Here is a 12449-nt window from a genome sequence, read left to right as displayed (position 1 = left end):
AGAGGGGCTATTTGCGTGTACGGATGAGCTGTCGGCGTTCCTGGCGAATACCTTCGGGTATTATTATCAGTCGGGAAACTTCGCTTGCACCCAACCCAATCTTTACGCAAGCGCCTTCATCAAAGGGAAAGACAATGCCGGGTACTCTCACCAAGAAACAACTTGCCGTTGCCGTAGTTTCTGGCGCCATTCTGCTCAGCGCAGGCATGGCCGGCTGCAGCCGAACGCAAACTGCGGAAGAGCTGATCGCGGAAGCGCAACAATACCAAAAGAAAGGTGATCGCAAGGCCGCGCTGATCCAGCTGAAGAACGCGGTCGCGCAAAACCCGGACAACGTCGACGCGCGCCTGCGTCTCGGCAACCTGTATCTCGACCTCGGTGACGCGGCCTCGGCCGACAAGGAACTACGCAAGGCAGCCAGCCTGGGCGCGCCAAGCGACAAGACCCTTCCCCAGATCGCACGCACCCTGCTCCTGCAGGGCAAATTCCAGGAACTCCTCGACGAAGTCAAACCGGAACAAGCCCAGGGATCGGCGGAACTGCTGGCACGCCGCGGCGACGCCTACCTGTGGCTGGGCCAGGGCGACAAAGCCAAGGAAGCCTATGACGCGGCGCTGGCACTGGACGCGAATTCGGCCGATGCCCTGGTCGGGCTGGCACGCCATGCGGCCGTCGGCAACGACCCCGACAGCGCCAAGCGCTTCGTGGAACAGGCCGTCACTCGCGCGCCGGCCAGTACGGAAGCGTGGATGCTGAAAGGTAATCTGCTGCGCAGCATGGGCAATGCCAAGGAAGCCCTGGCCGCCTACGACAAGGTCCTGCAGATCGATCCGGGCCACCGCAGCGCCCATGTCGAAAAGGCGTATGTCCATATCGGCACCAGCGACCTGGCGGCAGCGAAAGCCGATCTCGACGCTGCCAAGAAGCAGTGGAACGGCGACCTGAACCTCACCTACGCCCAGGCCCTGCTCGACTATACGAGCAACAAGAACGCCGAGGCACGCGAGTCCCTGCAAAAAGTCCTGAAGGTCGCCCCCGATCACATGCCGAGCGTGCTGCTGGCCGGCGCCGTGGAGCTGAACCTGGGCTCTACCCAGCAGGCCGAGCAGCACCTGCGCAAATACCTCGAAGCGAACCCGAACAATGTCTATGCGCGCAAGCTGCTGGCACAGGTATTCCTGAAGTCCGGCCAGCCCGCCGAGGCGACCGCGGTGCTGGCCCCGGCCCTGAAGGACAGCGGCAAGGACGCCCAGTTGCTGGCGCTGACCGGCCAGTCCTACCTGCAGTCGCGCGACTTTGCCAAGGCCTCCGCCTACCTGGAGCAGGCCAGCGCGCTGGCGCCGGGTGCGGCCAGCATCCGCACCTCGCTGGGCCTGTCGAAGATGGGCCAGGGCAACGTCGACCAGGCGATCGGCGAACTGGAACGCGCCGCCACGCTCGACCCGAAATCCACCGACGCCGGCTTCGCCCTGGTGCAGGCCGAGATGCGCCGCGGCCAGCACGACAAGGCCCTGGCGGCGGTGCAGGCGCTCGAGAAGGCGCAGCCGGACAACCCGGCGGTCCACAACATGAAGGGCGGCGTCTACCTCGGCAAGCAAGACCTCAAGAACGCGCGCGCCAGCTTCGAGAAAGCGGTCGCGCTGAACCCGACCTTCTTCCCGGCCGTGTCGAACCTGGCAAGCATCGACATCGCCGAGAAGAATCCGGCCGGCGCCAAAAAGCGCTTCGAGGCGCTGCTGGCCAAGGACAAGAAGAACGCCGACGCGATGAGCGCGCTGGCGGCACTCGAACTGCAGCAGGGTCGTCCGGAAGGCGCCACCACCTGGCTGGAGAAAGCCCAGGCGGAAAACCCGGCCGCGATCGCACCGGCAATCAAGCTCGGCACCCACTACCTGCGCAACAAGCAGGCCGACAAGGCACTGGCGCTGGCGCGCAAGATGCTGTCCGTGAACCCGTCCAGCCCGGAGTTGCTGGACCTGATGGGCCAGGCGCAGATCGCGACCAAGGACAATACCGGCGCGCTCGAGTCGTACAGCAAGCTGGCGGCAGCGGTGCCGAAGTCGCCGATGGCGCAGATGCGCCTGGCCGCGGTCAACATGCTGATGAAGAACGACACGGCCGCGGCCGAGAACCTGAAGCGCGCCCTGTCGCTCGATCCGAAGTTCATGCAGGCTCGCCTGGCCCAGGTCGAACTGGCGATGCGCGGCGGTAAACCGGACGAGGCCCTGGCGATCGCACGCCAGATCCAGAAGGACGAGCCGAAATCGCCGCTCGGTTTCCAGGTAGAGGGCGAACTGATGCAGGGCCAGCAGAAGTTGGCGCCGGCGCTGGCGGCCTATGAGAAGGCCTATGCGCTGAGCAATGCTCCGGTCCACCTGATCAAGATCAGCGAAGTGCTGAAGCAGAGCGGCAAGGAAGGCGAAGCCCAGGCCCGCCTGGCGAAGTACCAGGCCGCCAATCCGAAGGACCAGATGGTCGGCCTGCTGGTTGCCGACGGCTACTTGGCCAAGCGCCAGTTCAAGCAGGCCATCACCAGCCTTGAAAGCATCGTCAAGGTCAATCCGTCGAACGCGGCGGCGCTCAATAACCTGGCCTGGGCCTACCAGCAGGAGAAGGACGCGCGCGCCCTGCCGACCGCCGAGCAGGCCTACAAGCTGGCCGGCCAGAACCCGGCCATCATGGATACGCTGGGCTGGATCCTGGTGGAGAAAGGCGACACCGCACGCGGCCTGGACCTGCTGCGCAAGGCCGTTGCCGCGGTGCCGGATGCCGAGGATGTGCGCTACCACCTGGCGGCGGCCCTCGCCAAGTCCGGCGACAAGGCGGGCGCCCGCAAGGAACTCGAGAAGGCGCTCGCATCCGGCAAGCCCTTCGCCATGATGGACGAGGCCAAATCACTGATGCGCCAGCTGTAAGCCGATACGACGGCGGCCACGGCTGCCGTCGTCCCTTTGTAATGAGGCCCCAGGGCATGACCATGAATTCCATTACCCAGCAACGAGAGTGCGATCCGGTTCGCAGCGGTTTCTTGAGCCGGCTTGTCGAGCGTTTCAGCGGCAAGCGTGACGTACTGATTCCCTACTTTACCTTCAAGAGGGTATTGAAGGGGAATATGGAATCCTACGTGCTCAAGGAGATCTACAAGCTGCGCTACGACGTGTATTGTCTGGAGCGGCATTATCTCGAAGCGAGCGAATTCGAGGACGGCCAGGAAACCGACGACTACGACGATTGCTCGATCCATTTCGCCGCCTATACCCTTGCCAACGACATCGTCGGCACCGTGCGCCTGGTACAGCCGCACGAGGGCCAAACCTATCCTTTCGAGTCGCATTGCACAACCTTTCCGGGATTCGAATATCCGGCGCGGGACAACGCGGCCGAGATCTCGCGCCTGGTCGTCAAGAAGACCTACCGCCGGCGCCGAGGCGACTCGATGGAGGGTATTTCGCAGGATTTCGTGGAAAAAGGCAGCACGAAGACGATTCAACCGCGTTCAACCGTGCGGCGCGACAAGCGCGGCAATAGTCCGCTATTATTGCTCGGCATGTATAGAGAGATGTACCGCTATAGCCGTCAGAACGGAATTCGTTACTGGTACGCGGCTATGGAACGGTCACTGGCGCGCTCGCTGGAAAAGATGGGATTCAGGTTTGTGCCGATCGGGCCCCAAGTCGATTACTACGGTCCGGTCACTCCTCACATGGCCGATCTGGACGAACTGCTCGGGCGTTTAAAGAGAGAAAACAAGTTCCTGGCTGCCTGGTTCAACGATGAACCAATCCCCCTGTGGATCCTGGTGAAAACCATGGTCGGCAATTATCTGGAGGGGCGCTTCAGGAAAAAATAACCAGGGTCCAAGACTGGACAAAAACTACAGATGGACAACGGAAAAGCACGCGTCGATCCTGACGCCTTCCTGTCCCGTGTTGAGTTCGGGGCACACCAGGAAACAATCGATCACGTCAATCGCAAGATTTTCCGGGCTTACCGGGGCGGCCACAGCGGCGCCATCCCGGGCGATATTTTCAGGCTACGGCATCAGGTGTATTGCCTGGAATGCGCCTTCCTCCAGGCCGAGCAATACGTCGACGGCATGGAGCTCGACGACTACGACGACGTTTCCACCCACTTCGCGGCATACACGCTGGACGAAAAGCTGGTCGGGGCCGTGCGCCTGGTGCAGCCGGACGCCCCCAAGCCCTACCCCTTCGAACTGCACTGCGAAGTCTTCAGCGATTTCGAGATGCCCGACCGCGAACAATCGGCCGAGATCTCGCGCTTGGTGGTCAAGAAGAGCCACCGGCGCCGGCGTGCCGACAGCGTGCTGGGCATCCCCGGTTTCCTGCCGAGCCACCACCACGATCCTGCCGACGATTTCGACCCGGCCGTCGACCGGCGCGACCGCACCTCACCCATGTTACTGCTGGGAATGTACCGTGAAATGTTCCGCCATAGCCAGGACAGCGGCATCCGCTACTGGTATGCGGCAATGGAGCGCTCGCTCGCGCATGCGCTGAAGAAAATGGGCTTTCGCTTCATGGCAATCGGCCCCGAAGCGAATTATTACGGCGCCGTCACGCCCTACGTGCTCGACCTGCACGATCTCGGACGCAAGCTGCGTCAAAGCAACCCGACACTGGCGGCCTGGTTCAACGAGAAGCCGCCCGTGGTCGAGCACAGTTACCCATCCCGCGTGCACGTGGTGCGCAATCAGGAACTGGGCAATACGCCCAACGATATCAACTAGCGATATTCACCAGCTTGGTGACGTGGTTGCGGAAGCTGTGGATCACCATGTTCGGCGCCGACGGCACTTCCATGCCAGCCAGCATGTCGTGCATCATCGCCATGGCCAGCGCCGCCACCGAGAAACTGCCGACCGCAATCTGTGACGCCGGGCAGGCGGTTCCGTCTTCCATGATGGTCAATGCCTTGGCCACCTCTTCCATCACCTGGCGGTCCAGGTGCGCGCCGATGCGGCCCATCACGCGCTGGAACACCGCGGTATAGCTCAGGTTGCCTTCGGCCGCAGCGGCTTCCACGTCGCGCTGCAGGATGGCCGGCAGCGAATTGCCCGAACCCGGCGGGAAATACATCACTCCGGCGCCGAAGCCGATGTTCATCGCCGTGAAGATCGGCTTGCCGCGCGCCGCCGCATTACCGTGCAGGGCCAGCACCGCTTCCAGGTCGACGAAATCGATGGTGTCGAAGATCAGGTCGGCCTGGCTGACCAGGTCGGCCGCATTGTTCTTGTCGAGCATGGCCACATGCGCCTCGACCTTCGCTTCCGGATTGATCCGCAGGATGTGCTTCTTCAGTGCTTCGACCTTGGGCGTGCCCACGTCGTCGAAATCGAAGAACTGGCGGTTCAGGTTATGCGCGTCGACGGTATCGCCGTCGATCAGCATGAAATTCTGGAAGCCGGTACGGGCGGCGCAGATCACCGGTCCGCTGCCGAGTCCACAGCCCGCGAACAGGACTCGCGCATTGCGGATCTTGTCCTGGGTGTCCTGGGCAATGTAGCCGCTGTTGCGCGTAACAAAGTTATCGTAATTGAAATTGGCCATGGCATCTCTTTGTTCGGTGAAAGTGTAGATATCGTAGTGCAATTTTGTTCAAAATGCGACGCTTATGTGAAGTACTTCACTGTCGGGTTTCCTTACAAATGTTTCCTGGAAACGCCAGGAACTAACAATGCCAGCAGGAAATGTGAAATTTAATCAATGGTTTAGCACATCTTCTTAAGGGCTGGCACGGCTCATGCTTAGTGTTCTTGTGTCGGAGTCGTGTACAACAACTTGTGAGGAATGAACCAAATGAACATCAAGAAAATCTCGGGAATCATCGCTGGTGTCGCAATGGCTGCTGCCGTGTCCGCTCCTGCTAGCGCAGTTACCCTGGTCGCCGGGGACCTGAAGATCACCATCAACGCCTTCGACGCAGGTACCGTCGGCTACGGTGACACCCAAGGCACGAAATGCACGACCATTGCAGCGTGCGACGCTGCGGCTTCGCAGCCAGCCCCGAACGCCGTTGGTAGCGAAGATACCTGGGGTATCTTCTCGGTGCAGAGCATCTCGCGCGTGTCGGACGGCAGCCTGATCTGGGCCATCGGCCAGAACGGTGAATACATGACCGGCATGTTCGGCGGCATCAAGGATACCTACGTCGAAGTGAACGGCCAGATCTCGCCAACCACCTTGGCGCTGGGCACCGGCGGCTGGCTGAACATGTACCTGACCGGGTCCAACTATAACGCTTCCTACGGTCCGAACGGCCGTCTGGGCGAGTTCGGCTACAAGGGCATCACCGACGTCGGCGGCTCCCTGGCCCTGTCGGCCGTGTTCGGCCCCGGCGCGCTGGGCGGCGAGCCGCAGTACTCGTACATCTCGAGCTTCGCCAACAACTCGATCTCGGGTGGCGGCCAGGGCTTCCTGGACGTGACCGGCGGCTCGATGAAAGGCCTGTTCGACACCAACGCCCAGGTCGACCCGAACGGCAACATGCACGACCTGTTCCTGAAGGTCACCTACGGCCAGACCGGCCGCTCGGCAGAATACGGCTGGACTGTCGACGCTACCGGCGACGTGCAGGGCAACGTTCCGGAACCAGGCTCGCTGGCCCTGCTGGGCCTGGGCTTCGCCGGCCTGGCTGGCCTGCGCCGCCGCAAGGCTGCCAAGTAATCTGGCACATCGTTCCCGCCCCGGCGGGAACGGTCCAAGGCCGGAAAAAAGGCCGGATCCCTCGGGGATCCGGCCTTTTTCCATTGCAGGGCGACGTGTCAGTCGGCGCGCCCGGATTGCTGGATCGCCCCGCCCAACTGGCCGATCAGTTCGGTGGCGGCGCTGACGATCTGGCCCGGCGCGAAGCCGGCCCGCGTCATCTCTTTATAGAACGAGCGCGCCAGGATGCGCGCTACCTCTTCCGGGTTCTGGTAGGCGGTATCGGCGACGGCTCCACCGTCCGCCCCCGCGCGCTCGCGCGCCTCGCGCACCAGGGCCATCTGGGCGAAGCGCGAGGCCAGCAGGCGCTGCAACTGAATGACCTGGACCGATTTGCCGATGAACAGCGCGGTCACTTCGAGCAATTGCAGCTCGCTCTCACTGAAAGCGGCGCCGCTGACATTGAGCACACCGACGATGCGGCCGTCGATGCGCACCGGCGCCGACATCAGGGCCGGCACGGCCGCGCGCCGGCGCCGTGCCAGGCCGGCGAATTCGGAACGGCCGATGTCGTCCACCAGCAAGGCCCGGCCGCTGGCCAGTACCTGGCCGCAGATGCCCTCGCCGCTGCCGACCAGGGCGTCGGCGGCTTCCGGCGACATATCGCCGGCGCTGGCACACAGGCGCATGCGCAGGTCGTCCGCCGTTTCGCTGTTGAGCAACATGACTGAACAGCTGGTGGCGCCGACCAGGCGCCGGGCCAATTCGGCGTGTCTCGCCAGGTTGTCGTCGAGTGAGCCGCTGGCGAGCAACGCCTGCACGTCCTGCAGTCGCACCAGCTGCTTCGCATCATTGGTCATGGGCCGCCTCTCAAGGTCAACACGCTGCCGGCCGGACGCCGCCGATTGATGATAATTTAATTCAATCTTTACAACAAGCGCTGCGCTTGCCGGGCGCGCCGAAAGCACGCACGCTCTGCCGGGACAGCTTCTTACACCAGCTGCGGCGGCTCCTGCGGCTGGCGTGGCGATATGAAGGCCTTGTGGAACAGGTGGCGCGCCAGCATCGGCGGCGGCATGCGCAGCCAGTTTCCGCGCAGGTAGAGCGCGTTCAGCGCGGCCGGCGCGAGGCGGCCGGCGCAGCTGGGATGGGGCGGCTGCAACGCGCGCAGGAACAGCGCATCCATCAAGGCCAGCAAGGGCCTGCCCGGGCTGCCGGCCGTGTGCGCCTCGGCCAGCACGGCGGCGGGCACCGGCGTGCCGAGCAGGCGCACGCCGTAACGCAGCGCGTAGAACAGCGGGCGCGCGAGCTGGAGCCGCACGGCGCGCGCGACCAGGCCTTCCCAGAAACCCGGCGCGGCCCCGAAATGCTGCAGCAGCCGGTGGATGTCGAGCAGGTCGCGCAACCCGTGGTGCCACTCGCCTTCGGAGAACAGGTGCACCGCGCTGTGCAGCACCATGTCGTGCGGGGCCAGGGTCCACAGGCCTGCGTCGGTGACGCTGGCGCCCGCTCCGGCGCCGCCGATCCGCACCGCATCCGCGCGCAGCAGCGCCGGGTCGGGCCGCACCCTGGCGGTCTCCGGCAGGATCGCATGGTGCACGTCGATGGTATTACCGCGCCGGACGTGCTCCATCGGCGGCAGCTCGTGCATCCAGTCGCGGTAGTAGCGCTGGTCGTAGGCATCCTGGTGGGTACCGGCCCAGCCGTGCATCAGGAGCGCCGCCTCGACTTCCGGCAGGCGCTCCTTGGGTACCAGGATGTCGACGTCGGAAAACATGCGGCCGGCGGCCGGCGGCAGCCCGGCCATGACGTAGGCGGCCCCCTTGAGCAGTAACAGCGGCAGGCCGAGGCCATCGAGCGCGCGCCGGATCTGCGCAATCTCGAAATGCAGGGCGCGCCGGTGGCGTGCCAGCAGCACCGCGGCCCAGGCGAGGTGTTCGCGCGGCGCCGCCGGCACGGCGTCAAGCAGCCCGGCCTCGTCGAGCAGGATGCCGAGGGTCGCGCTGAGGTCTGCATGGCCGGCCTGGCGCAGCAACAGATCCCAGCCGGCGGCGTCGAGCGTGCGCACCCGCTGCGGCGCACGCAGCACCTCGACCAGCAGGGGCCAGGCTGCAGGATGGCTCACCGCGCCTCCGCCAGGGTCTCGAACAGCGCGATTGCCTCGTCGAGCTGGCTGTAGCAGAAATCGAAGCCGGCGCAGCCGTCGACCAGGCGGCCGAGGGTGTCGAAGCCGGTATCGCCCAGCACGGTGTAATTGAAGGCATTGTCGGCCACGCGCGTGAACAGCTGCGCCTTCGGCACCGGCGCCAGCCGGGTCTGCGCGCCGGCTTCGTAGCGCGGGAACACGATGTGAGTGGCGGCTGCCGTGTCGCCGGCGGCCGCCACGCTGGCCCGGGGTGCGCGCAAGTGGGCGATGGTGCCCTTGCTGGTTTCCGGCACCGCCGGGCCGAACACGGCCTGCGGTTCCCAGGTACGGATGACGTCGATCGAGGCGTTCTTCAGGCTGACCGGACGCGGCAGCGGCACCAGGGCCAGGTCGGCCGGGCGCACCAGGGCCAGCTCGTCGGACAGCAGGCGCCAGCCGCGGCAGACCAGCGCGGCGCACAGGGTGCTCTTGCCGGAACCCGGCGGCGCCGGCAGGATGAACGCGCAGCCGTTGCGCTCGAGCACGGCGGCATGGATCACCAGGTAGCTGTGCGCCTTGTTCGTCACGCACCAGTTCATCACCCACTCGAACATCGGATGGGCCTGGCCCAGGGGCAGCGGCTTGAACGGCTCCAGGCCGTCCTGGTCGAAGCGCACCTGGGGCCTCAGCCAGCGGCGCCAGCCGCCGACGGTACGCAGGTGCAGCTGGAAATCGGCAAAGCCTTCCTCGTCGACCGGATAATCGGCATATAACAGGGCGATCGTATCGGCCAGCTGGGGAATATCGGTGCGGATGCGGCTGCGGAAGGGGCCGGTGCGCAGGACCAGGCCGGGGCCGGCGAAACGCCGGCGCAGCTCGGTGCGCGCCAGCGCGGACAGGGTCAGCATGGGCAGCGCTCGATCAGGTCGAGGCGCGCCAGGCCGTCGAGCAGCTCGGCCAGCTCGTCGGCCAGCGTCTCGTCGTCGACCTCGAAGGCGGCACGCAGGCCGGCCGCCAGGGCCGCTTCATCGCCCGGAGCGGCGCGCAAGGTTTCGAGCAGGCACAGGGCCGCCGGACCCAGAAGATGGGTCGCGCCCGACAGATCGTTGTACAGGACGGCTTCGTCGTCCCATTGCCGGTAGCGCAGGGACTGCCCCGGAATCACACGCCACATCGGCCAGCGCCGTCCTTAATCTTGCGTGGCCTCGAGGTAGCGCTTGGTCTGCTCGGGGCTCCAGAACACACCCTTCGCCGGCTGGTAGTAACCCTGTCCCTGGAGCTGGCGCCACATCTGTTGCAGGGTCGCGACCGACAGGAAGCCGATGCGGCCCGACTGCACGTTCAGGTAAGTGGCAACCAGGTGCTTGCCGAGGTTGTACTTGTCGAAGTCACAACCCTTCACGATCTCGAGCAAGGTCTTCGTGCCGTAGGTGGCACTGTTCGTCACGTTGCAGGCGAACACATCACCGAAGGCTTTGTCGGTGGCGACCGGCCAGCCGGTGTGGTTCTTCCAGTAACCCGGCGACTTGCCCTCGCAGGCGGCCGGCTTGTTGGCGTAATTGCTGCTGAGACCGCCGGACAGGGCGCCGGAAGGCGAGACGCAGACCATGGTTTTCATCTGGGCCCGACTGTCGAGCGTCCACAGCACGCTGGCCGCGCCCAGACCGGCCTTGGTCAGGCGTCGCCGCGCTGCACCGCGCGGTGTCAGGGACGGCGCGCCATGTTCGCGCGCTGCTTGATCTTCGGTCGACACTGGCTCGATCCTTTTCATTGGTTATGCGGGGACAGCTGCATTTCAGTTAAGCAAGAAATATGCCTTCGGCTTAAGTCTTCCTAAAACCTGTTAAAAAACAATCGACTACGGCGCACTGCCAATTTCTTGCACTACCAATCTAGCCAGTAAGTCAGGCGCCGTGTAAGAATTTTCGACAATCAGTCAGAAAAAGCTTTCGGGAATCACCAGGACGTCGCCAGGGCGCATCGCCAGGTTCGCCGAGATATCGCCGTCCTTGATCAGGTCGTCGAGGCGGACCTGCAATTTCTGCTGCTTGCCGTCCACGGTACGGATGAGTTGAGCCCGATTGCCGGCGGCGAACTCGGTCACCCCGCCAACAGCGATCAGCACATCCATCAGCGACATATCTTTACGATAAGGCAATGCCTGCGGCTTGGCGGCCTGGCCGATCACGCGAATCTGCTCGTTATAGTTGCCGACAAAATTCGTCACGATCACGGTGACCACCGGCTGCTGGATGAACTTGGCCAGCGCGCCTTCGATATCGCGCGCCAGTTGGGTCGAGGTCTTCCCGGCCGCCGGCAGGTCTTCGACCAGCGGCGTGGTGATCTTGCCGTCCGGACGGACCGGCACCGACATCGATACTTCCGGATTGCGCCAGACGATGATGTTGATGCTGTCGCCCGGACCGATCAGGTACTCGGGATTGATGGCGGGCGCGGCCGCGATGGGTGCCGGCGTACTGGCGCAACCGCCCAGTACGAACAGGCAGCTAATGGCGACAGCCTGGGCTGCGCGCTTGATTTGGTGCGTCATTTTCGTGCTCACGTCAATAAGTCCCCTGGTTTGGCATGGGCCGCAGCCGTCCGTTCCGGGGCCGCTGGCGGGCTCGCTTTGTGTCAAGCCCTATTTTATACCATAGCACTTAAGCAACCTCGTGCACTGCTGAAATACTATGGGCTTCTTTGCAACAGCTCCCGCACGTAGCGTACCGGGATCGCATAGGTGATGCCGCTCGGATCCGACACCGCACTTTCCTTCAGGCCTTTCAGGTAGACCATGTTGATCACACCGACGACGGCGCCGCTGTCCGGTTCATACAAGGGACTGCCGCTGTTGCCGGGATAGGCAGTCCCGTCCAGCTGGAAGATGCCGAAGGCACTGCGCTGGAGCTGGGCAATGGCGCGCGCATCGAGCTGGCGCGAATTGAGCGAGGGCCGCACCGCCGGCGCGATCGCGGCCAGCGTGGCGCGGTGGGTCGCCGCATGCAGACCGAGCCGCATCCCGAGCGGATAGCCGGTAAAGGCCAGCAACTGGCCTTCGGCCACCGCATCGTTTTCGCCCAGGGCCAGCGCCGGCAGCGGCGCGCCGGACAGGCGCAGGTGGGCCAGGTCGTGCTCGCGGTCCAGCCCGACAAGGCGGGCCGGGCGGAAGCCGACCGTTTCCGGCCCGCTTCCCACGACGATCCCGAGCTCCTCCATCCCCGCGACATCGAGGCGCTCCGGAATCACATGGGCATTGGTAATGACGCTCAACCCGTCGCCAACGACGAAACCGGTGCCGACGAAGACGGTGGCGGGCTGGCGCGTCTTGAGCAGAGTACCGACCCCGACGACGGAGGGCTTGACCCGCGCCACGGTCGCGGGCAGCGGATCGGTCGCGGCCGCAGCGTATGCCGGGCTCGTTCCCAGGGCAAGCGAAAGGCTTGCAAGTACGACAACGAACGAGGCGCCGAGCAGGGCCCGGAACAGAGCTCGGAAACAATTTCGAACAGGAATCAATTGTGTGGGCACTTTTGCATTCTCGACATTAAAATATGCATTTGATACAGGGCAATAGTTGTTATACAGGACTGAACACCAGCTACGAGCGCGATCTGCTCTCCTTGACTAGGGAAAACATTTTCTTCATTAATAAGTTGCAA

General features: G+C 64.1%; 12 protein-coding genes. 4 read left to right on the top strand and 8 right to left on the bottom strand.

Features of this window, described 5'->3' with window-relative positions:
- Nucleotides 1-134 precede the first annotated feature (134 nt).
- From prsT to AB3347_RS08645, 3 genes are all read left to right on the top strand, one after another.
- Nucleotides 135-2915: an XrtA/PEP-CTERM system TPR-repeat protein PrsT gene (gene prsT / locus AB3347_RS08655; protein WP_369091379.1), complete on the top strand. Its 2781-nt coding sequence runs from the start codon at nt 135-137 to the stop codon at nt 2913-2915.
- A 62-nt stretch (nt 2916-2977) separates the two neighbouring features.
- The gene (locus tag AB3347_RS08650) at nt 2978-3850 is read left to right on the top strand and encodes a PEP-CTERM/exosortase system-associated acyltransferase (RefSeq protein WP_369091378.1); all 873 of its coding nucleotides are present in this window, start codon (nt 2978-2980) and stop codon (nt 3848-3850) included.
- Nucleotides 3851-3880: 30 nt separating this feature from the next.
- A complete protein-coding gene (locus AB3347_RS08645) occupies nt 3881-4750 on the top strand; it encodes a PEP-CTERM/exosortase system-associated acyltransferase (RefSeq protein WP_369091377.1) in 870 nt (289 codons plus the stop codon).
- Here AB3347_RS08645 and AB3347_RS08640 read toward each other — a convergent pair.
- Entirely contained in the window at nt 4743-5570 is an 828-nt protein-coding gene (locus tag AB3347_RS08640; RefSeq protein ID WP_369091376.1) for a ThiF family adenylyltransferase, read from the bottom strand. The two genes, AB3347_RS08645 and AB3347_RS08640, sit on opposite strands and share 8 nt — an antisense overlap.
- Before the next feature lie 249 nt (nt 5571-5819).
- Between AB3347_RS08640 and AB3347_RS08635 the strand changes: the two genes are divergently transcribed.
- A complete protein-coding gene (locus AB3347_RS08635) occupies nt 5820-6686 on the top strand; it encodes a PEP-CTERM sorting domain-containing protein (RefSeq protein WP_369091375.1) in 867 nt (288 codons plus the stop codon).
- Nucleotides 6687-6784: 98 nt separating this feature from the next.
- On the opposite strand, the gene AB3347_RS08630 is transcribed toward AB3347_RS08635, so the two are convergent.
- From AB3347_RS08630 to AB3347_RS08600, 7 genes are all read right to left on the bottom strand, one after another.
- Nucleotides 6785-7525, bottom strand: coding sequence for a GAF domain-containing protein (locus tag AB3347_RS08630; protein ID WP_369091374.1), 741 nt, complete (start codon nt 7523-7525; stop codon nt 6785-6787).
- Between the two features lie 131 nt (nt 7526-7656).
- Nucleotides 7657-8790, bottom strand: a complete 1134-nt coding sequence (locus tag AB3347_RS08625) for a nucleotidyltransferase family protein (RefSeq protein ID WP_369091373.1) — start codon at nt 8788-8790, stop codon at nt 7657-7659.
- Nucleotides 8787-9698, bottom strand: coding sequence for an HprK-related kinase A (locus tag AB3347_RS08620; protein ID WP_369091372.1), 912 nt, complete (start codon nt 9696-9698; stop codon nt 8787-8789). The genes AB3347_RS08625 and AB3347_RS08620 overlap by 4 nt, the downstream gene beginning before the upstream one ends.
- The gene (locus tag AB3347_RS08615; RefSeq protein WP_369091371.1) at nt 9692-9964 is read right to left on the bottom strand and encodes an HPr-rel-A system PqqD family peptide chaperone; all 273 of its coding nucleotides are present in this window, start codon (nt 9962-9964) and stop codon (nt 9692-9694) included. Before AB3347_RS08615 ends, AB3347_RS08620 begins: the two co-directional genes overlap by 7 nt.
- Before the next feature lie 15 nt (nt 9965-9979).
- On the bottom strand, nt 9980-10543 hold the full coding sequence (locus AB3347_RS08610) for a hypothetical protein (protein WP_369091370.1): 564 nt from the start codon (nt 10541-10543) through the stop codon (nt 9980-9982).
- A 183-nt stretch (nt 10544-10726) separates the two neighbouring features.
- Entirely contained in the window at nt 10727-11341 is a 615-nt protein-coding gene (locus tag AB3347_RS08605; protein WP_369091369.1) for an XrtA/PEP-CTERM system exopolysaccharide export protein, read from the bottom strand.
- 137 nt (nt 11342-11478) lie between these two features.
- Nucleotides 11479-12318 (bottom strand): serine protease, encoded by an 840-nt coding sequence (locus tag AB3347_RS08600; RefSeq protein WP_369091368.1) that lies wholly within the window; start codon nt 12316-12318, stop codon nt 11479-11481.
- Nucleotides 12319-12449 lie beyond the last annotated feature (131 nt).

Origin of the sequence: Massilia sp. X63 (assembly GCF_041023745.1) — a bacterium.
Classification (GTDB): Bacteria; Pseudomonadota; Gammaproteobacteria; order Burkholderiales; family Burkholderiaceae_D; genus Telluria.
The sequence above is the reverse complement of the archived record's forward strand: the minus strand, read 5'-3'. Positions and strand labels throughout refer to the sequence as shown.